The sequence below is a fragment of the Burkholderia sp. BCC0506 genome, assembly GCF_902833145.1.
Taxonomy (GTDB): domain Bacteria; phylum Pseudomonadota; class Gammaproteobacteria; order Burkholderiales; family Burkholderiaceae; genus Burkholderia.
In genome coordinates, this window is record NZ_CADFEN010000001.1 from 880,844 (window position 1) to 906,979 (window position 26,136).

Sequence of the window (26,136 nt, forward strand, 5' to 3'; positions counted from 1 at the left end):
GACAAGTGCGATGCACAGCGCGCCGCACGCCCGCGCCGCATCAGGTCACGAGCGCGATCCCGTGCTCGCGGATCGCCGTTTCGTAGCGGCGGCTCAGTTGCCCGTCGGAGATCACGTAGTTGAAATCGGTCAGTTCGGCGAAATAGGCCGCGCGCACTTCGTCGAATTTGGTGTGGTCGACCAGCAGGAAGCGGTTCTGCGCGCGCGCCATCACCTTCTTCTTCGCATCGACTTCGTGGAAGTTGAAGCACGTGACGCCGCAGCGCTCGCTCACGCCGGCCGCCGAGATGAACGCCTTCGACACGCGCACCGAATCGAGGATGCCCGTTTCGGCGACCGATTCGAACACCATGTTCTGGCGGTGATACGCGCCGCCGCACAGGATCACGTTGCAATGCGGCTTCTGCTGCAGCTTCGCGAATACGTTCAGCGAATTGCAGACCGCCGTGAATTCGAGGTCGTCGGGAATGAAGTCGACGATGAACGGCGTGGTCGACCCGCAGTCGACGAAGATCGTGTCGCCGGTCGTCACGAACTGCGCGGCCAGCTTGCCGATACGGCGCTTTTCCTCGGTCTGCCGGTTGTTCTCGGCGCTGATCAGGTATTCGCCGATGTCGCTGCGCTGCGCGGCGAAATGGCGCGTCACGTAGCCGCCGATCAGGCTGAGGCCGTGCGGGTTGTCCGCGAGATCGCGGCGGATCGTCATTTCGGACACGCCGAACAGCTCGGCGACTTCCCTCAGATGAATCGCGTTCTGCCCTTGCAGCACGTTCATCAATGTCTTGATCCGTTCGCCCTTCTTTGTTTCCATGCCTGTATCCTGCGTGCCCGCCGCGTGAGTCGCCCGTCGTGCCGGGCGCGCAGGCCTGGCCGGAATGTCGTATTTGTAACAAACCGATGTGAAAACATCAACTTTCCGTGTGCCCTTTCCGCACACGATCCGTGGAGTCCCGACACATGCCGCTTTCCAACGCCCAACTCGCCCAAACCATCGATCACACGCTGCTCGCGCCCGACGCGAGCGACGCGCAGATCCGCGAACTCTGCCGCCAGGCGGCCGAGCATCGCTTTTACTCGGTCTGCGTGAATTCGGCGAACGTGCCGCTCGCCGCGCGCGAGCTGGCTGAAACCGGCGTGCTCGTCTGCGCCGTGGTCGGCTTTCCGCTCGGCGCGGGGCTGTCCGCCGCGAAGGCATTCGAAGCCACCGCCGCGATCGCGGCGGGTGCCGGCGAGATCGACATGGTGATCAACATCGGCGCGCTGAAGAGCGGCCGCGCCGACGACGTGAAGGCCGACATCGACGCCGTGCATCGCGCCTGCGGCACGGTGCCGCTCAAGGTGATCCTCGAAACGGGGCTGCTGACCGACGACGAGAAGGTGCGCGTGTGCGAGATGTGCCGCGATCTCGGCGTCGCGTTCGTGAAGACGTCGACCGGCTTCGGCCACGGCGGCGCGACGCTCTCGGACGTCGCGCTGATGCGCCGCACGGTCGGGCCGGCGCTCGGCGTGAAGGCGTCGGGCGGCGTGCGCGATCGCGCGGCCGCGCTCGCGATGCTCGAAGCGGGCGCGACGCGGCTCGGCACGAGCTCGGGGGTGGCGATCGTCACGGATCAGGATGGCGGCGGATCGGGGTACTGACGCGCGAACGGCCGGCAGCGGCGGCAGCGCGCCCGACTTCCGCTGCACGGCCGAAGCGTCGCACGACCGGACGCGGCCCGCCGCCATCGCGCCGTTCTTCGACGACTGGCGTGCGGCGGTCGCCGCCCTGTCGCTGCGGCACGCGGCCGTCGCCCATGTCGAGGACTGCGACCGTCTCGCATACGCGTCGATCGACCTGCCGATCGACGTCGATGCGGTGCGGCCGCTGAAGACGGTCGGGCCCGCCGGCGGCGACTTCCTCGCCCGCATCGGCGCGACCGGCGAACCGCTGTGCTTCGTCGTGCCGGGCGTCGCATTCCGCGTCCCGTCCGAGCGGCTGCTGCAGCGCGCCGTTCAGCCGGTCCGGCACACGGGTGCGCCCTCTCCCACGCCGCTTTCGTCGGCGAGCCGCCCCGCGTAATCGCGCGCGAACTGCACCGCGATGCGGCCCGAGCGCGCGCCCCGTTCGAGCGCCCACTGCAACGCGGGCTCGCGCGCCGCGCGAATCTGCGCATCGTCGAAACCGGCCGCGCCGAGACGGCTCTCGACGACGGCCAGGTACTCGTCCTGCGTGAAGCCGTAGAACGTGACCCAGATCCCGAAGCGCTCGGACAGCGAAATCCGCTCCTCGACCGCGTCGCCCGGGTGCAGCTCGCCGTTCTCCGCGCGCGTCACGTTCGCGTTGTCGCTCGCCTGCTCGGGCATCAAGTGGCGGCGATTCGACGTCGCGTACACCAGCACGTTCGACAGGTCGCTCGCGACCGAGCCGTCGAGCACCGTCTTGAGCCCCTTGTAGCCGGTCTCGCCGGCCTCGAACGACAGGTCGTCGCAAAACACGATATAGCGCTCGGGCCGCGCGCGCACCCGCTCGACGATCGCGGGCAGATCGTTCAGCCCTTCCTTGCTGACCTCGATCAGCCGCAAGCCGTGCGGCGCGAACGCATGCAGGCACGCCTTCACGATCGACGACTTGCCGGTGCCGCGCGCACCGGTCAGCAACACGTGATTGGCCGCGAACCCGTGCACGAACTGCCGCGTGTTCCGCTCGACGATCGCCGCCTGGCGGCCGACGTTGCGCAGCGCGTCGAACGCGACCAGCGCCGGCATGGCGATCGGTTCGAGCGGCGCCGCTTGACGGCCGCCACCGAAACCGCGCCGGCGAAACGCGATGGCCGCATCGAAATCGACGGGCGCCGGCTGGCCGGTGCCCGCGAGCGCCTCGAGCGCGGTCGCAATCCGTTCGAGCTGGCGCGCGAGCGCCGGCGCGGCTCCGGGCGCCCGCCCGTCCGGCAGCGCGGCCATCAGGTCCTGGAGGTCGCGATGGGCGCTCATGGGCGGGCGCCTTGCGATGCGCCGGCCTGAAACGGAAAGCGCTGCGCGATCGCGACGCGCATCAGCGCGACGGCGAGCCGCAACCGGTAGAACGTGATGGCCGACGGGGCGATCGTCGGCGCGAACGGTTTCGACACGACGACGTTATCGGCCCACGGCGCGATCGCGCAGAGGGGGAGCAGAAAAGGAGACTTGTTCATCGTGTTCGACGGATTAATATCGTGACAGGGAGCCTGGCGTGAACCGGAACGCCATCGTGCCCGTCCGCCCACTGCCTGTCTCACGCCAAAATGTCACGACTTGTCGCCAATCGGACACGCCAGTCCGCCCCGCCCTTTGCGCACGTGCGCTACGAATCGACGCCGATGCCCGTGGCGGCGATGGCGGCAACGTATGCACACGGCACGTCGATCCCGTCGCACCGCCATCGCCACGCGCAACTGCTCTATGCGATCGAGGGCGTGATGCACGTGGAATCCGAAGGCGCGTCCTGGGTCGTCCCACCGACGCGCGGCGTATGGCTCGAAGCCGGCCTCGACCATACGGTGCAGATGAGCGGCACCGTGCAGATGCGTACCGTGTTCGTCGAACCGGGCGCGGTCGAGCACCTGCCCGCGCGCAGTTGCGTCGTCGAAGTGCATCCGCTGCTGCGCGAGCTGATCCTCGCCGCGGTCGACGTGCCGCTCGATTACGCGGCGGGCTCGCGCCACGATCACCTGATGCGGCTGCTGCTCGCCGAAGTGACCGTCGCGCCGCTGTTGCCGCTGTACCTGCCGTGGCCGCACGACGCGCGCCTGCGAACGATCTGCGACACGCTGGTCGCCACGCCCGACGACCCGCGCACGATCGCCGAATGGGCCGACCTGCTCGGCCTGTCGGTCCGCACGCTGCATCGTGCGTTCCGGCGCGAGACGGGGCTCGGCTTCCGCCGCTGGCGCGAACAGGCGCGGCTGCTGCTCGCGCTCAAGCGCCTGGCGCACGGCGAGAAAGTGCTGACCGTCGCGATGGATCACGGCTACAGCAGCCAGAGCGCGTTCTCCGCGATGTTCAAGCGGCACTTCGGGATGTCGCCGTCGGCGTTTTATGCATAACGGCGATGCGCGACGGCAGCGCCACCGCGCCGCGATTCCCGCGATGAAGCATGCGTATGCGGCTGCCGATGCCTCCGCGGGTATGGGATTCCACTTCGTCCAGTCGAGCAGGTAGCGCGGCGACGGCACCGCGTCTTGCATCGTGGCCGGGTCGGCCACGGCAGGCGCATCGGTGAGCGCAGCCACGGCGACGTCGGCGATGTCGTCCGCATCGACGAACGGCTCGCGCACCGCGCAAAGCACGCGGCCGCCCGAAGGCGGCCGCGCGAAGCACCGTGGATGGCGCGCTTACTTGCTGTAGTCGTACACGCCGCGCCCGGTCTTGCGCCCGAGCCGCCCGGCCGACACCATCTCGCGCAGCAGCGGACACGCGCGATACTTCGGATCGCCGAAGTCTTTCAGGAACACGTCCATCACCGCGAGGCACACGTCGAGGCCCACGAGGTCGGCCAGCGCGAGCGGCCCGATCGGATGGTTCGCGCCGAGCTTCATCCCCGCGTCGATCTCCTCGGCCGATGCGATGCCTTCGGCCAGCACGAAGAACGCCTCGTTGATCATCGGCACCAGGATCCGGTTCACGACGAAGCCCGGCGAATTGCGCACGCCGATCGGCGACTTGTCGAAGCGCTCGGTCAGCGCGCGCACGGCCGACGCGGTCGCGTCGCTCGTCTGCAGCCCGCGGATGATCTCGACGAGCGGCATCAGCGGCACCGGGTTGAAAAAGTGCATGCCGAGGAAGCGCGACGGATCGGCGAGCGGCGCCGCGAGCGCGGTGATCGAGATCGACGACGTGTTGGTCGCGATGATCGCGTCCGGGCGCGCGACGGCCTCGATCTGCTTCAGGATGCGGCCCTTCAGCTCGACGTTCTCGGTGGCGGCTTCGATCACGATGTCGACAGCGGCAAGCTTCGCGTAGTCGGTCGATGTCGTGATGCGCGCGAGCGCCGCATCGCGAGCGGCCGCGTCGAGCTTGTCCTTCGACACGAGCCGCTCGAGGCTGCCCTTCAGCGTCGCGAGGCCCTTGTCGAGCGCGGCGTCGCTGACGTCGATCATCACGACGTTCAGTCCTGCAACGGCGGCGGTTTGCGCAATGCCGTTACCCATGGTTCCGGCGCCCACGACGCCGACGGTTTCGATGGCCATGACGATTCCTGTGTATTCGGATGCGGAGCGGTCGATTATCAGATGTTCTCGAAGATCGCCGCAATCCCCTGGCCGCCGCCGATGCACATCGTCACGAGCGCGTAACGCCCGCCGATGCGCTTGAGCTCGTACAGCGCCTTCACCGTGATCAGCGCGCCGGTTGCACCGATCGGGTGACCGAGCGAGATGCCCGAGCCGTTCGGGTTGACCTTGGCCGGATCGAGGCCGAGTTCCTGCGTGACCGCGCAGGCCTGCGCGGCGAACGCCTCGTTGGCCTCGATCACGTCGAGATCCGTGATCTTGAGGCCCGCACGTTCGAGCGCCTTCTGCGTGGCCGGCACCGGGCCGATGCCCATGTATGCCGGATCGACGCCTGCGTGCGCATACGCGACGAGCCGGGCGAGCGGCTTCACGCCCTGCGCGCGCGCGGCGTCCGCGCTCATCATCAGCACGGCGGCGGCCGCATCGTTGATGCCCGATGCGTTGCCGGCCGTCACGGTGCCGTTCTCCTTCACGAACACCGGCTTGAGCTTCGTGAAATCGTCCGCGCTCGCGTCGTGGCGCACGTGCTCGTCGGTGTCGAACGCGCTTTCGCCCTTCTTCGTGCGGATCGAGATCGGCAGGATCTGGTCCTTGAAGCGCCCTTCCGCGATCGCGCGCGCCGCGCGACGATGCGATTCGAGCGCCAGCGCATCCTGCGCTTCGCGCGAGATGTCGTATTTCTTCGCGACGTTCTCGGCCGTCACGCCCATGTGGATCGTCTGGAACGGATCGTGCAGCGCGCCGAGCATCATGTCGACGAGCTTCGCGTCGCCCATGCGCTGGCCGAAGCGCGCGGCCGGCACCGTGTACGGCGCGCGGCTCATGCTCTCCGAGCCGCCGCCGATCGCAACGTCGGCATCGCCGAGCATGATCGTCTGCGCGGCCGACACGATCGCCTGCAGGCCGGAGCCGCACAGGCGGTTCACGGTCAGCGCCGGCGTGTGCTGCGCGACGCCGCCGTTGATCGCCGCGACGCGCGCGAGATACATGTCCTTCGGCTCGGTGTTCACGACGTGGCCGAACACGACATGGCCAACCGCATCGCCCGGCACGTTCGCGCGCGACAGCACTTCGGCGACCACCTTCGCGCCGAGGTCGGTCGGCGAAAAATCCTTCAGGCTGCCGCCGAAATCACCGATCGCGGTACGGACACCGCTCACCACCACGACTTCCTTCGCTGCATTGCTCATCGTCTCACTCCGGTTCGTTCGCGCCCGCGGGTGCGGGGATGCGTTGCGTTACATGTTCGGGTAGTTCGGCCCGCCGCCGCCTTCAGGCGTGACCCACACGATGTTCTGCGTCGGGTCCTTGATGTCGCAGGTCTTGCAGTGCACGCAGTTCTGCGCGTTGATCACGAGGCGATCGCCGCCGTCGTCGTTCTTCACGAACTCGTACACCGCCGCCGGGCAGAAGCGTGCCTCCGGCCCCGCGTACGTGCGCAGGTTCACGTTCACCGGCACGCTCGCGTCCTTCAGCGTCAGGTGCGCCGGCTGGTTCTCCTCGTGGTTCGTGTTCGAGATGAACACCGACGACAGCCGGTCGAACGTCAGCTTGCCGTCCGGCTTCGGATACTCGATCGGCGTGCATTGCGACGCCGGCTTCAGCATCTCGTGGTCCGCATGCTGGTGATGCAGCGTCCACGGCACGTTGCCGCCCATCACCTTCTGCTCGAGCCCGACCATCAGCGTGCCGAGGTACAGGCCCTTGGCCATCCACTGCTTGAAGTTGCGCGCGCGGTACAGCTCCGTGTACAGCCACGATTGCTTGAATGCGTCCGGGTACGCGTTGAGTTCGTCCGACCGACGGCCGGCCTGCACCGCGTCGAAGGCCGCGTCGGCCGCGAGCATGCCCGTCTTGATCGCCGCGTGGCTGCCCTTGATCCGCGATGCGTTCAGGAAGCCTGCGTCGTCGCCGATCAGCGCGCCGCCCGGGAACACCGTCTTCGGCAGCGACAGCAGGCCGCCTGCCGTGATCGCGCGTGCGCCGTACGACACGCGCTTGCCGCCTTCGAGGAACGCGCGGATCGACGGATGCGTCTTGTAGCGCTGGAATTCCTCGAACGGCGACAGGTACGGGTTCGTGTAGCCGAGGCCCACCACGAAACCGACCACGACCTGGTTGTTGTCCATGTGATACAGGAACGAGCCGCCGTACGTATCGGACTTCAGCGGCCAGCCGGCCGTGTGGATCACGAGGCCCGGCTTGTGCTTCGCGGGGTCGATTTCCCACAGCTCCTTGATGCCGATCCCGTACGCCTGCGGATCGGCGTTCGCGTCGAGCTTGAACTTCGAAATCAGCTGGCGGCCGAGATGGCCGCGACAACCTTCGGCGAACAGCGTGTACTTCGCGTGCAGCTCCATGCCGAGCTGGAAGTTCTCGGTCGGCTCGCCGTCCTTGCCCACGCCCATGTTGCCGGTGGCGACGCCCTTTACCGAACCGTCGTCGTTGTAGAGGATCTCCGCAGCGGGGAAGCCGGGGAAGATCTCGACGCCCAACGCTTCCGCCTGCTGGCCCAGCCAGCGCGTGACGTTGCCCAGCGAGATCACGTAGTTGCCGTGGTTCTTGAAGTTGTCGGGCAGCGCCCAGTTGGGCGTGGTGACCGCGCTTTTCTCGGACAGGAACAGGAAGCGGTCTTCCGTCACCTCGACGTTCAAAGGCGCGCCCTGTTCCTTCCAGTCGGGAAACAGCTCGGTGATCGCGCGCGGGTCCATCACCGCGCCCGACAGGATGTGCGCGCCGATCTCGGAGCCCTTCTCGAGCACGCACACGCCGATTTCGGTGCCTTTCTCGGCGGCCAGCTGCTTGAGCCGGATCGCCGCCGACAGCCCGGCGGGGCCGCCGCCGACGATCACGACGTCGTATTCCATCGATTCGCGCGGGCCGTACTGCGCGAGCAAGTCCTGTGTGGTCAAAATCCTGTCTCCTGCTGTGTCCCGACCGTCAGCCGGTCAGAACTGGTCTTCCGTCAACGCGAGCACGCTCTCGTTGCCTTTCGCGCCGACGATCGACGCTTCGAGCGCGCCCGCCTGCACCAGCACGTGCTCCGCATAGCATTGCGCGATCGCGATCTTCGCGTCGAAGAACGCCGTGTCGCTCGCGCGGTTCGCGTGCGCGGCCACCAGTGCGCGGGCCATCTGCCATCCGCACAGCACCACGCCCGCCAGCTTCAGATACGGCACGCTGCCCGCGAACACCGCGTTCGGGTCCTGCTTCGCGTTCGCGAGCACGTAGTCGACCACCGTCGACAACGCGCGTGCACCCTTCTCCAGCTGTGCCTTCATCGACGCGGCCGCCGCGCCGTCGATCTTGCCGAGCGCCGCGACCGTGTCGCCGATCTCCGCGATCAGCGCCTTCGCGACCGCGCCGCCGTCGCGCAGCGTCTTGCGGCCCACGAGGTCGTTCGCCTGGATCGCGGTCGTGCCTTCGTAGATCGCCAGAATCCGCGCATCGCGGTAGTACTGCGCGGCGCCGGTTTCCTCGATGAAGCCCATCCCGCCGTGCACCTGTACGCCGAGGCTCGCCACGTCGTTCACCATCTCCGTGCTCCAGCCCTTCACCACCGGCACCAGATATTCGTAAATCGCCTGATGACGTGCGCGCGTCGCGTCGTCCGCATGGCGGTGGGCGATGTCGCTGTGCGCGGCGGCCACGTACGCGAGTGCGCGCGCGCCTTCGGTGAGCGCACGCATCGTGCCCAGCATCCGGCGCACGTCCGGGTGATGGATGATGGTGACCGACTGCTTCGCCGATCCGTCGACGGGGCGGCTCTGCACGCGCTCCTTCGCGAACGCGGCGGCCTTCTGGTACGCACGGTCGGCCACGCCGATGCCCTGCATCCCGACCCCGAAGCGCGCCGCGTTCATCATGATGAACATGTATTCGAGGCCGCGGTTTTCCTCGCCCACGAGATAGCCGATCGCGCCGCCGTGATCGCCGTATTGCAGCACCGCCGTCGGGCTCGCCTTGATCCCGAGCTTGTGCTCGATCGATACGCAGTGCACGTCGTTGCGCGCGCCGAGCGAACCGTCGTCGTTGACCATGAACTTCGGCACGATGAACAGCGAGATGCCCTTCACGCCTTCCGGCGCGTTCGGCGTGCGCGCGAGCACCAGGTGGACGATGTTGTCCGCCATGTCGTGCTCGCCCCACGTGATGAAGATCTTCGTGCCGAACACCTTGTACGTGCCGTCGCCCTGCGGCTCCGCGCGCGAGCGCACCAGCGCGAGGTCGGAGCCGGCCTGCGGCTCGGTCAGGTTCATCGTGCCGGTCCATTCGCCCGAGATCAGCTTCGGCACGTAGCGCTGCTTCTGCTCGTCGGTGCCGGCCGTCAGCAGCGCCTCGATCGCGCCGTCGGTCAGCAGCGGGCACAGCGCGAACGACAGGTTCGACGCGTTCAGCATCTCGATGCACGGCGTCGCGATCAGCTTCGGCAGCCCCTGGCCGTCGTATTCGGCCGGATGCTGCAGCCCCTGCCAGCCGCCTTCGACGAACTGGCGGAACGCCTCGCCGAAGCCCGGCGTCGCGGTCACGACGCCGTCCTTCCAGCTGCTCGGGTTGCGGTCGCCCTCGACGTTCAGCGGCGCCAGCACCTCGCCGCAGAATTTCGCGGATTCGTCGAGCACGGCCTGCGCCGTGTCGTAACCCGCATCCTCGAAGCCCGGCAACTGCGCAACGGCGTCGATGCCCGCGAGTTCCTTCAGCACGAACAGCATGTCCTTGACGGGGGCGTTATAGCTCATGGTCGATGTTCCAATCAGGCGGTGAATAGGGGCGCCACGGGGTCCGATACGGCAAAACCGGCCAGAACCGGGCGACGTGATGAGCCATCCTAACGCCGGGGGGGCGGATTTTCATTGTCATATCCGGCCCACATGGTGACAAAATCGGCCACGACGCGCACCGCCGGCGCCCCGCGCACCCGGCGGAGAGGCCCGTCGGACGGGCGTCGGCGCCCGGTTCGTCCGTATCGATAATCGCGATATCGCGCGCCAAAAAAACGATCGGGCGCCCGCGCGCCGACCCGGCTCAGCGTCGCAAAAGGAGCCAGTTATGGGAGTGTCCTCTGAAATAGCGGCCGTGAAAACCGCAAAGGAAGCCGGTTATGGGATTCGATCCGCGAACCCGCGAATCCGCGATACTCCGGCCCCGCGCCTCACGTCACGTCCGGCGCCGATACGTCCCCGGCGTACTCCCGGTCCAGTGCCGGAACGCGCGATGAAACGCGCTCGGATCGTCGAAGCCGATATCGGCGCCGATCGCCGCGATCGTGTCGGGCGTATCGGTCAGCCGCTGGATCGCGATATCGCGCCGCAGCTCGTCCTTCAGCACCTGGAACGTCGTCCCTTCGGCGGCCAGGTGCCGGCTCAGCGTGCGCACCGAACAATGCAGGTGCTCGGCCGCCTGGTCGATCGCGGGCAGGTCCGGCAGCGCCGCCGACAGGTACTGCCGCACGCGATGGCACACGAGTTGTTCGCTGAACGATTCGAAGATCCAGTCGCCGGGTGCGCGCGCGAGGAACTTGCGCAGGTTGCGCTTGCTCTGCCGGATCGGCGCGTCGAGGTAATCGGCGCTGAAGCGCATCAGCGTGCGCTCGCAGTCGAACCGCACGGCGCCGGTGAAGAAGTACAGGTGGTCGACCGCGTGCCGCGGGCGCGGGCACGCGAACTCGATCTGCAACAGCGGAATCTTCTGCCCGATCAGCCAGGAGCACACGCCGTGCACGAGCTTGAGCATCAGCTCCTGACCGAGCGCGCCGATCGGGCCGATGGCGTCGTTCGGACGCAGCAGCACCTGCGCGACGAGCTCGTCGCGCTTCGATTCGACGAAGAAGTCGTCGAGCAGGATATGGAAGAATTGCCCGAAACGATGCAGCGCCGTTTCGAGGTTGCGCGCGTCGAGCAGGCTCAGGCACAGGTATTTCAGCGTGCCGCCGCGCAGCGGGCGCGAGAAGATGCCGGGCATCTCGTCGTCGAGGTCGATCGCGAGCGTGCGGTACAGCGTCGAGAACTGCTCCTCCGTCACGCGCGCGTGCGGCTCGCCGAGCAGCTCGATCGGAATGCCGGCGCCGCGCAGGTAGCGCTCGACCACGTCGCGCTGCACGCCCGCGCTCGCGAGAAAGCCGTTGACGAGCGAGATCGGCACCGTCGCGCTCGGCGACGGCAGCGCACGCCCGGGCCGGGCGGAAAGGGAATCTGAGCCGGTCATCGCGTCCCCGTCGATCGAACCGAGCGCATTGTACTTGAGCGGCGCGCGCGCGACCGTCGCGGTTGTCGGCGCACCGGGCCGGGCCGCGACGGCCGCGGCCACGCGGCGCGCGGCTGCCATCAGTCGGCGCGGCTGAGTTCCCGGCGCAGGATCTTGCCGACCGTCGACTTCGGCAGCCGGTCGACGAAGCGAACCTGCTTCGGCACCTTGTATGCCGCCAGGCTCGCACGGCAATGCGCGACCAGTTGCTCCTCCGTCACGTCGGCGTCCGGCGCAAGCACCACGAACAGCTTGACGGCCTCGCCCGTGCGCGGGTCCGGCACGCCGATGCACGCGCATTCGGCGACACCCGGCAGCGCGGTCGCGACCGCTTCCACCTCGTTCGGGTACACGTTGAAGCCCGACACGATGATCATGTCCTTCTTGCGGTCGACGATCCGCAGGAAGCCGGCCGCGTCGAACACGCCGACGTCGCCGGTGCGGAAATAGCCGTCCGCGGTGAACGCGGCCGCGTTCGCGTCCGGCTTCTGCCAGTAGCCGCTCATCACCTGCGGCCCCTTCACGCAGATCTCGCCCGCTTCGCCGATCGCCACCTCGCGATCCTGCTCGTCGAGCAGCTTCACGTCGGTCGACGGCAGCGGCAGGCCCGTGGTGCCCGTGAACCGGTCGATCGACTGCGGGTTGAACGACACGACCGGCGACGTTTCCGACAGTCCGTAGCCTTCGCGAATGAAATTGCCCGTCACCGCCTTCCAGCGCGACGAGATCACGTCGATCACCGCCGCGCCGCCGCCCGCCGACAGCTTCAGCCGCGACCAGTCGACCTCCTTCAGCCGCGGATGGCCGGCGAGCCCCGCGTACAACGTGTTCACGCCGACGAACACCGTGGGCCGCGCGGCCTTCAGCACGTCGACGAACCCGTCCATGTCGCGCGGGTTCGCGACGAGCCAGTTCTGCGCGCCGATCGCGAAATAGGACAGGAAGTTCACCGTCAGCGCGAAGATGTGATACAGCGGGATCGCCGTCACGACGACCTCTTCGCCCGGCTGGCGCGCATCCGGCACGATCGCCGCGAACTGCGCGATGTTCGCGACGAGGTTGCGATGCGACAGCGCCGCGCCCTTCGACAGGCCCGTCGTGCCGCCCGTGTATTGCAGCAGCAGCAAGTCCGCGCTGCTCAGCGCGACCGGCTCGCACGCGAGCGACGCGCCGGCGGCGATGGCTTGCGCGAGCGCGGTCGAACCGGGCGGCAGCGCGTCGCACGCGCCGGCCGGCGCGTCGACGACGCCGAGATCCTCGCGCCCCACGCTCAGCACGGTGCGCACGCGCGTACGGCCGACCACGTCCGCGAACGTGCCCATCGACCCGCCGCACACCACGGCCACCTCGACACCCGCGTCGTCGAGCTGGTGCTCGAGCTCGCGCGCCGTGTAGAACGGATTCACGTTGACCTGGACCGCGCCGATCTTCGCGACGGCGACGAACACGACCGGAAACGCGAGCACGTTGGGCAGCATCACGGCCACGCGATCGCCCTTGCGCACGCCGACGACCTGCTGCAGATAGGCGGCCAGCGCGGTCGACAGGCGCTCGACGTCGGCATAGGTGAGCGTGCGGCCGAACGCATGGAACGCCGGACGATCGGCGAAGCGGTGCATCGCATCGTCCAGCAGCGCGCTGACGGAAGGATGGCGATCGGGGTCGATCTCGGCGGGGATCGAGCCGTACGACCCGATCCAGTGTCTCTTCGTCATGTCTCACTCCTCTGGGGACGGCACGCCAGCCTGCGTGCCGTTCGCACGGCGGCCTGCACGCCGAAGGGCGCGGGCCGCCACCTGATCGCCGACTATCGCCCGCGCGATGCGCTTTGCAAATGATCCGGGCGGCCGAAAACATGATCGAAACGGACACACGGACGCCTGCGCCTGCGCGACGTCACACGGCGAACCCCGTCCGCCGGCCCCGCTTCGTCCGTGCATCAGGGTGAACCCGGTGGCGGATGGAACCGTTCCCGAGCAGAATGGCATGCCGTCAACGATATCGATTCGGACGCAGGATCCCGCCATGTCGCGCAGTGCGCAGTTGAAACCGACGGACGCCCGTCTCCCCCCGCTGCCCGACGCCGCCCACGCGTGGCGCGTGCAGCGCTTCACGCCGGCCAAGCTCGCCGTGCTGGTCGAGGTGGCCGCGCAAGCCGGCGTCGATCCGGCGGCCGTACTCGCCGGCACCGGCCTCACGCAGGCCGACGTCACGGACGCGTTCACGCTCACGTCGCCGCTGCAGTTCCTGACGGCCGCGCGCAATGCGGTCGGCCGGTACGGCGGCACCGACCTCGGCGTGCGCGTCGGCCGCCGGCTGCATGCGTCGAGCTACGGCATGTACGGTTACGCGATGCTGTGCTCGGAATCGCTCGCGCGCGCGTTCGATTCGGCCGTCAAGTATCACCGGCTCGCGAACGGCATGCTGCCGATCCGTTGGATCGAACAGGGCGATACCGCATCGTGGCTGTTTCCTGGCCGGCACGAAGTCGCCCTGCCCGATCTCGACGAGTCGCTGTACCGTTTCCTGATCGACATGCAGTTCGCGCTGCACGTGACGATCATCAAGGACGTGATGGGTGGATGGTGCGTGCCCGCGCGCGCGCAGTTCGCGCAGCCGGAGCCGCCGCACGGGGCGCTGCTGGCGGACGCGCTCGAATGCCCGATCGCGTTCGACCAGCCGCATCACGTGCTCAGCTATCCGGCGGCATGGCTCACGCGCGCGCCGCAGCTCGCGAATCCGATCACCGCCGCGCAGGTGTCGTCGCACTGCGCGCAGTTGCTCGACGAATTGCGCAGCCAGTCGGGCATCACGCGACGCGTGTACGAGGAGCTCACCCGCACGCCGGGACAATTCCCCGACATCGACGCGATCGCCGGGATCTTGTGCATGACCTCGCGCACGCTGCGCCGCAAGCTCGAAGCCGAAGGCACGTCGTACAGCGAACTGCTGACGAGCGTGCGCAAGGCGCTCGCGATCGACTACCTCGGCACGACCACGCTCAGCACCGAGGACATCGCACTGGCGCTCGGCTTCAGCGACGCGGTCGGATTCCGTCACGCGTTCAAGCGCTGGACCGGCACGACGCCGAGCGACGTGCGGCGCAAGCGCGGCAAGTAGCGCCTGCCGACCGCGGTCAGCGCGCGCCGTCGCCCGCCGCCGGCGACGCGACCGCCAGGGCAAACTCGAACACCGCGCCGCGGCCGGGCCGGTCGACGAGCCGGATGCGGCTGCCGTTGAGCGCCAGCATCCGGTGCACGATCAACAGGCCGAGCCCGCCGCTCGTCGCCGAGCCGCCGCCCGTCGGCCGCTGCGGCCGCTGGAACAGCCCCTCGCGCCGCGCCGCCGGAATCCCTTCGCCGGTATCCGATACGGTCACGACCACGCGATCGCCCCGCGGCTCCAGCGCGATCTCGATCTCGCCCTGCGAAGGCGTATGCCGCAGCGCGTTGTCGAGCAGGTTGGTGAGCACGCGCTCGATCATCCCGAGATCGGCCGATACGACCGGCACGCGCGGCGGGATCCGCGCATGCAGTGCGACGCCGCGCGACTGCGCGGCCAGCTCGAATTTCTGGAACACGTCCTGCACGAGATCGACGAGCGAGAACGGCTCGCGCTCGGCCTGCACGCCGCCCGATTCGAGCCGCGCGAGCTCGAACAGCGCCTGCGCGAGCCGCCCGACCTTCGCGCTCTGCGCGAGCGCGATCGACAGGTAGCGCCGCCGCTCGGGCTCGGCCAGCGTGTCGGCCTTCAGCGACAGCGTCTCCAGATAGCCGTGCAGCGACGTGAGCGGCGTGCGCAGGTCGTGCGAGATGTTCGTGATCAGTTCGCGCCGCTGCTGATCCTGGCGCGTCAACGCGCGCCACTGGTCGCCGATCCGGTCGGCCATCTGCGCGAACGCGGATTCGAGCACCGCGATGTCGTCGCCGCGGCGGCCCGACGGCAAGCGCAGCACCGGCGGCGGCATGTCGGGCGCACCGCGCGCGCCGGATGCGCCGTTCGCGTCGAAGCCGCGCATCGCGGCCGTCAGCCGGCGCAGCGGGCGCGTGATGAAGCTGAACGCGACGAGGCCCGCGAGCAGGCCGAGCAGCGCGACGATCGCCATCGACCATAGCGTCGTGCGCAGCACGTTGCCGGCGTCGACGCGCGCGGCGAGCCGGTCATGCGCCTCGCCGAGCAGCACCACGTAGATGTAGCCCGACGGCGGCTGCCCCGCGCGCTGCAGCGGCGCGGCGCTGAACACCTTGCGCGCATCGGGGCTGCGCGGATCGTCGCCGAGGATCGGCAGCGGCTCGCCCGCGATGAAGCGCTGCACGGGGGCGAGGTCGACACGGTCGCGCTTCACGTGGCCCGGCGGCGCATCGTCGCCCTTGATGCGTCCCGCGTTGTCGAGCAGGTACACCTCGACGCTCGGGTTCACGCCCATCAACTGGCCGAACAGCGTGCGCACGGCGTCGGGGCGCAGCCCGTTCGCGTCCATCAGCGGCGCGCTGCCCGCGATGTTGGCGGCCAGGTCGCGCGACAGCGCCTGCACGACTTCCTTTTCGCGCATGTCGTTCGCACGGATCTGCAGCCACGCCGACGCGCCCGAGCACGCGAGCAGCAGGATCGAGAACGCGAGCGACAGCCGCTGGGTGAGGGTCAGCTTCATCACGTATCCCGCTGGCCGGGTGCAGCGAGCTTGTAGCCGCGGCCCCATACGGTGAGGATCCGCACGGGCTCGGCCGGATCGGCCTCGATCTTCGCGCGCAGGCGGTTGATGTGGGTGTTGACCGTATGTTCGTAGCCTTCGTGCTGGTAGCCCCACACCGCATTGAGCAGGTCCATCCGCGAGAACACCTTGCCCGGGTGCCGCGCGAAGAAATACAGCAGGTCGAATTCGCGTGGCGTGAGGTCGATGCGCGTGCCGTCGACGCTCGCTTCTCGCGCGATCGGGTCGATCGTCAGCCCCGCGACGTCGAGCGTGCCCGCGTCGATCCGCGAATCGCGCGCGAGCGCATCGACGCGCCGCAGCAGCGCCTTCACGCGCGCGACGAGTTCGAGCACCGAGAACGGCTTCGCGAGGTAGTCGTCGGCGCCGAGTTCGAGGCCGAGGATCCGGTGCACCTCGCTCGAGCGCGCGCTCGTGATGATGATCGGCGTGTAGCGCGTCATCGCCCGCGCGCGCCGGCAGATCTCGAGGCCGTCGACGCCCGGCAGCATCAGGTCGAGGATCAGCGCGTCCCAGTTGCCCTGTTCGAGCAGGCGCAGCCCTTCGGCGCCGTCCGCGCTGTGCACGACCTCGTAGCGTTCGTCGCGCAGGTGCAGGCTCAGCACGTCGGCGATGTCGGCGTCGTCCTCGACGATCAGGATACGTTTCGGTTGGTCCATGGCGGTGGGCGGCGGCAAGCGGGAGCGGGGCTCGGAAAGGGTTGTCGGGCGGCGATCGGCGGTCCGGGTCGAAGCGCGGCGGAAGGCCGCGCTGCCGTCATTGTGCAAAATTTTACGGCAGCGAGTGATCACATTTCGTTTATCTTTGGACCGCGCCTGTACCGCGAGCCAATATTCGCAAGACATTCGGCTCGGGGCTAAGTATCCGCTCATGCACGGGCCATACAGTTTCCGTCCAACCATGACGCGCACGGACGGAGTGCCGATGAGGAAACGACATCTTCTGGCGGTATCGCTGCTGGCGATCTGGGCAGCGAGCGCCCATGCAGACAACTGGACGACCGTTCGATTCGGCGCCGCGACGAGCTACCCGCCGTTTCATTCGCAACGAGCGGACGGGCGCCTCGCCGGCTTCGACATCGATCTCGGCGACGAGATCTGCCGTCGCATGCATGTGCGATGCGTGTGGGTCGAGAGCGACTTCGACAGCATCATCCCCGCGCTCGAGGCGCGAAAGTTCGACGGCATCCTGTCGGCGCTGTCGATCACGCCGGAGCGCGCCGAACAGATCGCCTTCTCATCGAAGCTCTACGACATCCCCTCCCGGCTCGTCGCGAGGAAAGACAGCGGCTTGCTGCCGACGCCGGCATCGCTGAAAGGCGAACGGGTCGGCGTGGTTCAAGGGTCGACTCAGGAACGCTATGCGCAGACCTTCTGGGCGCCCGAAGGCGTGACCGTCGTGTCGTACGACGATCAGCAACTCGTCTATGCGGACCTTCTGGAAGGCCGGCTCGCCGCCACGCTGACCAACGCGGCGCAGGCCGAGTACGGTTTTCTGAATACCGCGGCGGGTGCCGGCTATGCATTCGCCGGAGAGCCACTGTCCGACCCGGACATTTTCGGCGTCGGCACCGCGGTCGGTTTGCGAAAACAGGATACCGACCTCAAAGCCCGCATCGATCGCGCGATAGCGGCGATGCTCGCGGACGGCACGTATCGCAAGATCGCGAGCAAGTATTTCAGTTTCGACGTGTACGGGAACTGACGACGCACTTCGGTCCGGGCCGCGTCGCATGCGGCACCGCTCATTGTCTGCTCATTCTGCGGCGGTACAGTCGATTCCCGGCAGCCGGCGCCAGCCGACTGCACCCCGGACGCACGCGCATCCAGCGCGCGCGACATACGTCTAAAGGGAACCTCGATGAACGGTATCGCTGACGCCGGTGCCCGCACCACGTCGAAACTCGTCGTCTGGCTCGCTCGCGTCGACCCGGGCGCCCATCGACGCATCAAGGGCATAAGGCTCGTGGTCGTTTATGCCCTCGCGACGGCCATCGGATCGTGGGGCGGCTTCGCCCGGCACGCGCACACCGCCGCATCGGTCGCCACGCTGGCCGCAACGTTTGCGCTATGGGCTAGCGTGTCGGACACGCGTGCGACACGCACGGAATCCAGCCGCGATCTCGTTGTCCTTTGCACTGCTGGGGCACTCGGCGCACTGACGTTCGCGTCGTTCGGGCCCTGGCTCGTCGAGCACAGCCGCGCAGGCGCCGAGCTGATCCTTGTCACGGGCGCTTTTTGCGTCGGCTATTCGAAGCGCTTCGGCACGGTCGGCGCGGGCATCGGCTCGCAGCTTTATATCGGTCAACTGGCGGCGTACACGATGCGGATCGAGCCCGCGGATACGTCGACCATCGCCCTTGCGTTGCTCATCGCCTGGGTCGCTGCGATCGTCCCGCGCCTGCTGACCCCGACCGAAGAACGCGCCGCCGATCGGCCGGCACTCGACGCCGCGGCGGAACACGGCGGACGCGCAATATCGCCGGCGTTGGCCATGGGCCTGCAGGCAGCGAGCGGAGCGCTTGTCGTCGTGTTGCTGAACGGCGCGTTTGGCCTCACCGAATCGGTGTGTGCGATCACCGCGTGCGTGTACGTCGTCGCGACGTCGTCGACGGGAACTGCCGAGCGGGTGCGATGGCGCATCTGCGGCACGCTGGTCGGGGTGCCTGTCGCGCTCGCCTGCCTGCCGCTTGCGGAGCACCTGCCGCTCGTCGCATGGGCGATGGCGGCGCTCGCGATGGTCGTCTACGCGATGGCGCTGCCCGATCGCTACGACATTGCCTGCGGTGCGTCTGCTTTTGCGCTGATCGTGACCCTTGCCGCAAGTGGCGTGCATTCGATTCCGGTGCTCGCGGCACGCGCGTGGGAAACGTCGATCGGCGGCACGCTCGGGCTCGTTTGCGCGAAGCTGATCTTTCCTTTGAAGGCAGGACGGTAGCGTCGACGAGACGCCCGGGCAGCGGCCGGATGTGCCCGCCCGACTTAGTTTCAAATCCTGACTTCGAGCTCATGCACGGCGGCTACGTTCGATTCATTGCAACCGCGATGGCGAAAGCGGCGACGGAAAAAGGCGACGTCGGTGAAGCGCGAGCGCATCGAATGCGCTGCGGCCCGAGCAGGAGACGCAACCGTACGTCGACAGCGTGACGACTGAAATCGACCAAGCCTTCGAACCCGCTAAAACGGCATCGCAACGTACGGCGCGGTCCCGCATCGCAGGAACGAGCATTCTCTCGGTCGCGGTACGAAGCGTCGCCCGTCCGACCCCAAGGAAAACACATGACTGCCCGACGCGACACGTATCGTGCTCCCGGACCCGGCGAGCAAATCGGCCTCCGTTTCACACCGACGGGCGACGCGCGGTCGCTCGCTGATGCAACACGCATGCGATCGTTCGCCGCGGAACCGCGTGGAGCCGCTTTCATTTCGCATGCCGAGCTTCCGGCACGCGATCGCGACGCAGCAGCGAACCGACATGTACCGGCCGCTCCCGAACCGACGGAACTCGCCGATCGGGTCGGAGCCACGCTCGCGGCCCGACAGTCCGTCGTGGATTCCGTCCGTCGCTACGGCCGCGGCGACGAATTGATCTTCTTCGCGCCAGGGACTGCGCCGGACGGCTGGCGGCATGCAGGCGCGAGCACGCTGACCGTTGCGTATCGCGAAGTAGCCGTGTTGCTTCGGCCGGTGATCCTGGCAGAGCGGCGAGCGCGGTCCGCTCCGGTCACGAACACGCGAACGAGCGACGGGACCACGCACAACGTGCGCTCCGACACGCGCCGCAATGGACCGAAACTGCGCACGATCGGACTCGCGCTGGCGGGCACCATTGTCGTCTGCGCCTTAGTCGCGTTCATGGTGGTACATGGGCCGGCCGGCTGGACGTATTGGCTTTACAACCGCGACAGCACCGCATTCCTTATCCGTTGACGTGTGCGCGAAAAGGAATGCGGAACCCATATCGCGCAAATCGCCGGCCTAGGCTCGTGCCTCGCCGCCGCGCCCCGTCGCACCTCCCGAACGACACCGTCGCCTCACGTAGCGCTCATTTCCGGCACGTAGGATTTTCGGCATCGACAAGCGCATCCGCACGGCGTGCGGTGCTCCACCTCCAGGAGAAGATCATGATCGACAAGCTGCTCGCGAAGCTGTTCGCCAACCTGGTACTCACGGGAAACCTCCAGCGCGACGTATATCTCGACCATTTCACCGGTCCCGTCGACCTTACAAGCCACAGTCACTATTTCGTGGCGAATCATGCGCCGTTCTCGCTGCCGTACGACGATCGTCGGCGCGACGGGCGCGACTGATGTCGTTCCGCGCCCGCTTTACGTTGACGGCGCGATACGCGTCTGCGCAAGCGACCCGACTCATCCCGATCTCATTCGAGCACATCAGGACGACGATGTCGCAATCCGGTCCGTCCGATGTTTCCCGTGTTTCCTTTTGTCAGCCGAGCCCGAACATGTCCAAGACCATTGTCGTTGCGATCAATCACAACTTCACCGACGCGTTTCTCGCCGCCGCGCTCGAGACCGCACGCGAGCGCGATGCGCGCATCGCGGCCGTCCACGTCATCGATCTGACCCACTGTTATGCAGGCGTAGGCGATTGCAATTACGGCCTGGTCGTTGGTGCGATGCTTGCCTACGGGCGAGCAGCGCTCGACCGCGCGATGACGACGCTCGACCGCAATGCACGCGGAGCCGACGCGCATCTGCTGACGCTGCCCGTTTCAGGCTCGCGCATCGGCCGTCAGATCGCGTCGGTCTGCACTGCGACGAATGCCGAACGCGTGCTGCTCGGCGCACGCAAACACGCATGGTGGCGCGTCGTCAGCGAAGACGTCGCGACGACGTTGCGCAGAGCGACGTCCACGCCGATTCAAATCGTCGACGAGCGTCCTGCGACTCAAAAAACCGCACATCTCGCCGATGCGCATCCGGGCGTACGTCATCGGCAGCGTCGGTGGCAAGCCTGAGCGGTTCCGCGATGTCGGCACGCGTGGCGTGCGGGGTACATCGCGATCGCGTCGGCCCACACGGGCCGCATACCGATCGATGTTTCAAAAGAACGCGCTGAAAACAACGACTCAGGAGGCCGGTGATGTCACACCCGATTCTTCCCGCCGATCACGTACCTGACAGCCCACGCCCATCGCGCGATGCGCGCTGTCCGTCGCTTCACCAGGCCGCGCTCGCGGTGCTGATGGCCGGCGCACTGAACATCCCCGTTTCCGCGCGCACCGCCAGCTACCCTGCCGGCCCCGATTGCGCGGCCGTCGCCCGCGACCGCGTACCGGCGGTTGCGCTTCGCGAGCGAATCGCACATACGGCGAACGGCGACATCGCGTACTACCGCTTCGGGAGCGGCAGCCCGATCGTGCTGCAGACGGGCTTTCGCGCAAGCATCGGCGAATGGAACGCCGATTTCGTCCATCGCCTCGCGCAGCATCACGACGTGATCGTTTTCGACAATCGCGGGATCGGGCGTTCGATTCCCGACGCCGCTCGCTTCACCGTGCGCGACATGGCGTCCGATCTGCACGCACTGATCGATGCGCTCGCGCTGAAGGACGTGACGGTCGTCGGATGGTCGATGGGCGGCGCCGTTACCGCGCAGTTCGCGATCGAATACCCTCACGCCGCGCGGCGGATCGTGCTGATGGCCGCACCGGCGCCGGGATCGCCCGCGGCGCGCATCGCGCCCGCCGTCGACGCAACGCTGTCCGGCACACCAGGCACGACGTTCGACGACGTGATGTCGGTACTTTTCCCGAGTGCCGCGTTACCGCTCGCCGAACGATGCTTCCGCGACGCGATGTTCGTACCGCCCGATTACACGCTTCCCGAAATCTCCGCGACCGTGACGGCCGGGCAATCCTCACTGCTGCGCAACTGGTCGACAGATGCCGATGCGGCGCGCGCGCTTCACCGACTGTCGCTGCCGACGCTCGTGCTCGCGGGCGACGACGACACGGTATTGCCGCCAAGCAACGCCGAGACACTTGCCGGCACGATCGCCGGTGCGCAACTGCTCGTCGTGCGCTCCGCAGGCCACGCGATGATGTTTCAGTATCCTCGCGAGCTCGCCGCTGCAATCGATGCATTCATCCTGCAATCGGACACCAGGCGCTCCGACGATTGATGCGGCTGGCATCATAGCCAGGACAAACGAAACCGCGCCACTCGGGTGATCGTGACCGCGCAACACGCGAACAGCGACACGGCGACCAGCATCACCATGCATGCGCGGTAGCCGTGCATGAAATACTGCGTGACGAGATCGCGAACCGCGTCGCCGGCGATGCCCAGACGTGACAATCGCTCGCCGCCCGACAGCGGATCCGAGACGAGCGCAGCCAATTGCTTCGGGTCGATCCCGACGCGTGTCGCCAACGCGCCGGACAGCCAGCGGCCGGCGAAAACCTGATAGACGGTCGTCGCTATCGAAAGTCCCGTCGCCCCGCCGAGATTGTGTAACGTCCAGCTCGTGCCAACCGCCGTGCCGCCGCCCGCTTCCGAAACCGACGCGAGCGCGAGCACCGTCGACGGCCCCAGGATGCAGGCCCAGCCGACACCCATCACGGCAAACGCTGCAATCACGCGCCCCATCGAAACGGGCAGCGGAAATTCCGCCTGCATCGCGGCCGATGTCGCCAGCAACACGAAACCGACCGCGACGAAACAGACGGGCCCGATGCGATCGGTCGCCCGTCCGACGAACGGGGACAGCAGTGCAATGAGCGCGGTGGTCGGAAGCAGCATGACCCCGATCATCCGGTCGCCGAACCCCGCGACGATTTTCAGGTAGAGCGGCATCAGGAAGAACGCCGCGCAATAAAAGAACGCCAGCGACGAAGTCGCGATGCCGGCCCGCACGAAGTCCCCGTTCGAGAACAGGTCGAAGCGGATCAGCGGCGACGACGCCGCGCGTTCGACGCGCACGAGCACCGCAAACAGCACGACCGCGACAATGAATGACGCCTGCGTCCTGAACGAAGCCCAGCCCCAATGCGTGCCCTGCGTGATGCCGAGCAGCAGCAGCGGCACGACGATCGCGAGCAGAACGAGACCGATCCAGTCGATCCGCCCGCGCACCTTGACGTCAGGCACGTCGCGGCTGCCGTATCGGCACAGCGCAACGCCGAGCGCGACGAACGGCACGTTCGCCAGAAAGATCGCGCGCCAGCCGAGCGCACCGACCAGCAGGCCGCCGACGACGGGGCCGATCGCGAGGCCGATGCCGTTCGATCCGAACAGAATGCCGAGCGCCCTGCCGCGCTCCGCTTCCCCGAACGTCGCCGACGCGATCGCGGTCGTTGCCGTATAGAGCACCGCGCACGCGATGCCTTGCACGAAGCGAAACGCAATCACGACATCGATAGCGGCCGCCAACCCTGCGCCAATCGAGGACACACCGAATACCGCCAGCCCCACATAGAGCACGCGGCGCCGGCCATACAGGTCCGCCATCCGACCGGCCGCGATCATGCCGGTGCAAAGCGCAATCAGGAACGCGGTGACGATCCACTGGCTCTGCGCGACGCTGGCGCGCAGATCGATCTGGATCGCCGGGATCGCGGTATTGACGATCGTGAAGTCGATGCAGCCGAGAAAGCTGGCAATGCACACGCCGGTCAACAGCCACCATCGTCGGTCGTGCGGCGCGCGCGGACAGGAGTCGGTCGATTCGCTCATCGCGGATGTCGAAAAAGGTAGTCGGGAACGCAATAACGCATCGTGCAACTTTATTGCGCCGTGACGCCGGCGTCTGCCCTCTTTCGAGACGACAAACGGCCGCGCGAGCGGTGCGTGCCGCTGCGGTACAACACCGGATGCGCTCACGGGACGCTCATTCCGCATTCCGACAATGGACGCATCGTCACCGGTCCTTCAGGCCGACAGGAGTTCGAAAATGACCGGCCCGATCCTTGTTGCAGTCAGTGTACGCACGGCAGAGCACGTGTTCGCGCACGCCGTGGCGGCTTCGCGCGAGCGCGGCGCATCGATCATGCTGTTGAACGTGATCGATACGGCGAGCTGCTTTATCGGCGCAGCCGATTTCGACTGCGGCCTCGCGATGGAAGTGATGCAGGCGCAGAGCCGGCAGATCGTGTCGGCCGCCGAGCAGTGGTTCGTGTCGCGGCGCTGCGCCGTCGACACGCACGTTCTTCGGTTGCCCGCTTACGGGCATACGGTCGGGCAGGCCATTGCCGCGTTCGCGGACGCCATCGAAGCCGATCTGGTTCTGCTCGGCACCACGCAGCACGACCGCTGGCTATGGTTCCGCGACGATATTGCAGCGGAAGTCGTGCGCGATACGCGAGCGGCGGTCCGGCGCGTGTCCGGGCCGATACCCGCCGACCCGATGCGTCGCGGCGCACCGCCATGCACGACGGCTCGCGCAACCGGACGTGCGTAGCGCCATGCGCGGCTCACATCGGCTCGACCGGATCCGGAACATCGCCGATCACGCTCGCCGCTCGATCCGACACTTGACGATAGTCCGCTTCTCGCCCAAAATCTTTCCATTGGAATGATATACGCGCTGCGGCGTCGTCCCGGCGTGCGTTTTCGGCTTACCGCTGCGACGGACGAAACGCGTCATCCGGTCCGGATTTCGTGCACCGGTCCATCGAAGGTCTTACGGCTCACCACATGACCCTGTTCAGCTCACTCGCACTGGACGGCGTTGCTGCCGTCACCGCTTTGGGCCGCGAGCTCCGAGCGTGGAAAGGCACCCGCACGCGCGCACTGTTCAACGTGCAGGCGGTGCTGTCCGTCGCACTCGCGGTGCTGCTCGCGCGCATGCTGCATCTCGAGCACACGTGGTGGGCAGCGATCAGCGGCTTTGCGATATTGCGCGACAGCGTCCGCGGCTGCATCGAGCGCGGCGCTCATCGAATGCTCGGCACACTCGCCGGCGCCGCGTTCGGCGTGCTCGCGGGACCGTGGATCGCCGATCGCCCCTGGCTCGTCGTGCCCGTGCTCGGCGCGGTAGCGGGCTGCACCGTGCTGCGGGCAAACGCTTCGGCGTCGTCGTACGCGTGGGTGCTCGGCGGCGTCACCGCGACGATGGTGATCGCGGAGGCGCGCGTGCTCGGCTCGGCGCGCACGACGCTGGACTTTGCGCTTTCGCGGGTGGCGGAAGTCGCGGTCGGCACACTGGCGTGCGTGCTCGTCGCCACGGTCGTGACACGCATCGTTGCCCGTCATCCTCGCGTGTCGGTGCGCGTCCCCTCCGCCACGTGCCGGACGGACATCGGCGCATGGGGCCATAACGACGTCGTCGTGCGGACGTCCACGGGCGCCGCGCGCGTACGGCTCGGCATCTGCGCGGCGCTCGCGACCGCCGTGATGGCGGCGTTCGGTTACGTCGTACATTTGCCCGGCAGCGCACAGGCGATGGTGACATCGATAGCACTGCTGATCCTGCCCGCCGACGCGCTCGTCGATCGCACGCCGGCAGCCGTGCGTGAGCGCATGATGCAGCGCCTGATCGGGTGCGTGCTGGCGGGTGCGCTCGGCGTAATGCTGCTGCCGCTGATCAACGGCGCGGCGCTACCGTGCATGCTGGCGTTGTCGTTCGGCGTGTGGGCCGGCTGCCACGTGCAGAACGGTGCCGAAGGCGCGAGCTACGTCGGCAGACAGTTCGCGGTAGCGTTCGTCATGGTGTTCGTGCAGGATCATCACTGGTCGGCCGATCCGCATCCGGCGCTGATGCGCTTCTGCGGAATCCTGACGGGTGTCATCGTACTGTCGCTCGTGATGCTTGCGATACGCGTCGTATGGCCCGTACACGGCGACCATGCGCGCGCGGGCAGCGGCGATCTCGACGCAAGCGCACTGCGATGATCGGCGAACACCGCGCGCATGCGTGAGAGCCGCTCGCCGCACGACGCTTCGTCGCGTACCGGGACGCGCATTTCGCCCGG

General features: G+C 67.6%; 23 protein-coding genes and 1 pseudogene. 12 read left to right on the top strand and 12 right to left on the bottom strand.

Annotated features, from left to right (window positions below):
* Positions 1-40: 40 nt before the first annotated feature.
* A complete protein-coding gene (gene deoR / locus HWX62_RS03830) occupies positions 41-811 on the bottom strand; it encodes a DNA-binding transcriptional repressor DeoR (protein WP_012337409.1) in 771 nt (256 codons plus the stop codon).
* 146 nt (positions 812-957) lie between these two features.
* Between deoR and deoC the strand changes: the two genes are divergently transcribed.
* Both deoC and HWX62_RS03840 read left to right on the top strand, forming a co-directional pair.
* A complete protein-coding gene (deoC, locus tag HWX62_RS03835; protein ID WP_175929778.1) occupies positions 958-1,638 on the top strand; it encodes a deoxyribose-phosphate aldolase in 681 nt (226 codons plus the stop codon).
* Positions 1,616-2,059, top strand: coding sequence for a hypothetical protein (locus HWX62_RS03840; protein ID WP_244135944.1), 444 nt, complete (start codon positions 1,616-1,618; stop codon positions 2,057-2,059). Before deoC ends, HWX62_RS03840 begins: the two co-directional genes overlap by 23 nt.
* Here the strand turns inward: HWX62_RS03840 and HWX62_RS03845 are convergent.
* Both HWX62_RS03845 and HWX62_RS03850 read right to left on the bottom strand, forming a co-directional pair.
* Complete coding sequence (locus tag HWX62_RS03845) at positions 1,993-2,970, bottom strand: ATP-binding protein (protein ID WP_244135945.1); 978 nt, start codon at positions 2,968-2,970, stop codon at positions 1,993-1,995. The genes HWX62_RS03840 and HWX62_RS03845 overlap by 67 nt on opposite strands.
* Before the next feature lie 53 nt (positions 2,971-3,023).
* Positions 3,024-3,188 (bottom strand): annotated as a pseudogene (locus HWX62_RS03850) (EamA family transporter); the annotation flags it as partial.
* A 72-nt stretch (positions 3,189-3,260) separates the two neighbouring features.
* On the opposite strand from HWX62_RS03850, the gene HWX62_RS03855 reads away from it, so the two are divergent.
* Positions 3,261-4,061, top strand: a complete 801-nt coding sequence (locus tag HWX62_RS03855; RefSeq protein WP_175929777.1) for a helix-turn-helix transcriptional regulator — start codon at positions 3,261-3,263, stop codon at positions 4,059-4,061.
* A gap of 288 nt (positions 4,062-4,349) precedes the next feature.
* On the opposite strand, the gene HWX62_RS03860 is transcribed toward HWX62_RS03855, so the two are convergent.
* The 6 genes from HWX62_RS03860 to HWX62_RS03885 form a co-directional block, all read right to left on the bottom strand.
* Complete coding sequence (locus tag HWX62_RS03860) at positions 4,350-5,204, bottom strand: 3-hydroxybutyryl-CoA dehydrogenase (RefSeq protein ID WP_175929776.1); 855 nt, start codon at positions 5,202-5,204, stop codon at positions 4,350-4,352.
* A 38-nt stretch (positions 5,205-5,242) separates the two neighbouring features.
* A complete protein-coding gene (gene bktB, locus HWX62_RS03865) occupies positions 5,243-6,436 on the bottom strand; it encodes a beta-ketothiolase BktB (RefSeq protein WP_175929775.1) in 1,194 nt (397 codons plus the stop codon).
* A gap of 48 nt (positions 6,437-6,484) precedes the next feature.
* Positions 6,485-8,158, bottom strand: a complete 1,674-nt coding sequence (locus HWX62_RS03870) for an electron transfer flavoprotein-ubiquinone oxidoreductase (RefSeq protein ID WP_175929774.1) — start codon at positions 8,156-8,158, stop codon at positions 6,485-6,487.
* Positions 8,159-8,194: 36 nt separating this feature from the next.
* Entirely contained in the window at positions 8,195-9,985 is a 1,791-nt protein-coding gene (locus tag HWX62_RS03875) for an acyl-CoA dehydrogenase (protein ID WP_175929773.1), read from the bottom strand.
* Between the two features lie 418 nt (positions 9,986-10,403).
* On the bottom strand, positions 10,404-11,570 hold the full coding sequence (locus tag HWX62_RS03880) for an AraC family transcriptional regulator (RefSeq protein ID WP_175929772.1): 1,167 nt from the start codon (positions 11,568-11,570) through the stop codon (positions 10,404-10,406).
* Positions 11,570-13,204 (bottom strand): AMP-binding protein, encoded by a 1,635-nt coding sequence (locus tag HWX62_RS03885; protein WP_175929771.1) that lies wholly within the window; start codon positions 13,202-13,204, stop codon positions 11,570-11,572. Before HWX62_RS03885 ends, HWX62_RS03880 begins: the two co-directional genes overlap by 1 nt.
* Before the next feature lie 310 nt (positions 13,205-13,514).
* Here HWX62_RS03885 and HWX62_RS03890 point away from each other — a divergent pair, with 310 nt between their 5' ends.
* The gene (locus HWX62_RS03890) at positions 13,515-14,609 is read left to right on the top strand and encodes an AraC family transcriptional regulator (RefSeq protein WP_175929770.1); all 1,095 of its coding nucleotides are present in this window, start codon (positions 13,515-13,517) and stop codon (positions 14,607-14,609) included.
* 16 nt (positions 14,610-14,625) lie between these two features.
* Here the strand turns inward: HWX62_RS03890 and HWX62_RS03895 are convergent, their stop codons facing one another.
* Both HWX62_RS03895 and HWX62_RS03900 read right to left on the bottom strand, forming a co-directional pair.
* The gene (locus HWX62_RS03895; protein WP_175929769.1) at positions 14,626-16,140 is read right to left on the bottom strand and encodes a HAMP domain-containing sensor histidine kinase; all 1,515 of its coding nucleotides are present in this window, start codon (positions 16,138-16,140) and stop codon (positions 14,626-14,628) included.
* Entirely contained in the window at positions 16,140-16,859 is a 720-nt protein-coding gene (locus HWX62_RS03900) for a response regulator transcription factor (protein WP_175929768.1), read from the bottom strand. The genes HWX62_RS03895 and HWX62_RS03900 overlap by 1 nt, the downstream gene beginning before the upstream one ends.
* A 265-nt stretch (positions 16,860-17,124) precedes the next feature.
* On the opposite strand from HWX62_RS03900, the gene HWX62_RS03905 reads away from it, so the two are divergent.
* The 6 genes from HWX62_RS03905 to HWX62_RS03930 all read left to right on the top strand — a co-directional run bounded on the left by HWX62_RS03905 (position 17,125) and on the right by HWX62_RS03930 (position 22,346).
* Positions 17,125-17,904 carry a lysine/arginine/ornithine ABC transporter substrate-binding protein gene (locus tag HWX62_RS03905; protein WP_175930150.1) on the top strand — a complete coding sequence of 260 codons (780 nt, stop codon included), beginning with the start codon at positions 17,125-17,127 and terminating at the stop codon, positions 17,902-17,904.
* Between the two features lie 156 nt (positions 17,905-18,060).
* The gene (locus HWX62_RS03910; protein ID WP_175985085.1) at positions 18,061-19,137 is read left to right on the top strand and encodes an FUSC family protein; all 1,077 of its coding nucleotides are present in this window, start codon (positions 18,061-18,063) and stop codon (positions 19,135-19,137) included.
* 341 nt (positions 19,138-19,478) lie between these two features.
* Positions 19,479-20,129 (top strand): hypothetical protein, encoded by a 651-nt coding sequence (locus HWX62_RS03915; RefSeq protein ID WP_175929766.1) that lies wholly within the window; start codon positions 19,479-19,481, stop codon positions 20,127-20,129.
* 194 nt (positions 20,130-20,323) lie between these two features.
* The gene (locus HWX62_RS03920) at positions 20,324-20,509 is read left to right on the top strand and encodes a hypothetical protein (RefSeq protein WP_175929765.1); all 186 of its coding nucleotides are present in this window, start codon (positions 20,324-20,326) and stop codon (positions 20,507-20,509) included.
* 155 nt (positions 20,510-20,664) lie between these two features.
* Positions 20,665-21,180, top strand: coding sequence for a universal stress protein (locus tag HWX62_RS03925; RefSeq protein ID WP_175929764.1), 516 nt, complete (start codon positions 20,665-20,667; stop codon positions 21,178-21,180).
* Between the two features lie 125 nt (positions 21,181-21,305).
* Complete coding sequence (locus tag HWX62_RS03930; RefSeq protein ID WP_175929763.1) at positions 21,306-22,346, top strand: alpha/beta hydrolase; 1,041 nt, start codon at positions 21,306-21,308, stop codon at positions 22,344-22,346.
* Between the two features lie 11 nt (positions 22,347-22,357).
* On the opposite strand, the gene HWX62_RS03935 is transcribed toward HWX62_RS03930, so the two are convergent.
* Complete coding sequence (locus tag HWX62_RS03935) at positions 22,358-23,899, bottom strand: MFS transporter (RefSeq protein WP_175930149.1); 1,542 nt, start codon at positions 23,897-23,899, stop codon at positions 22,358-22,360.
* Positions 23,900-24,116: 217 nt separating this feature from the next.
* Here HWX62_RS03935 and HWX62_RS03940 point away from each other — a divergent pair, with 217 nt between their 5' ends.
* Both HWX62_RS03940 and HWX62_RS03945 read left to right on the top strand, forming a co-directional pair.
* A complete protein-coding gene (locus tag HWX62_RS03940) occupies positions 24,117-24,623 on the top strand; it encodes a universal stress protein (RefSeq protein ID WP_175929762.1) in 507 nt (168 codons plus the stop codon).
* A gap of 236 nt (positions 24,624-24,859) precedes the next feature.
* A complete protein-coding gene (locus tag HWX62_RS03945) occupies positions 24,860-26,056 on the top strand; it encodes an FUSC family protein (protein WP_175929761.1) in 1,197 nt (398 codons plus the stop codon).
* The last annotated feature ends 80 nt before the right edge of the window (positions 26,057-26,136 follow it).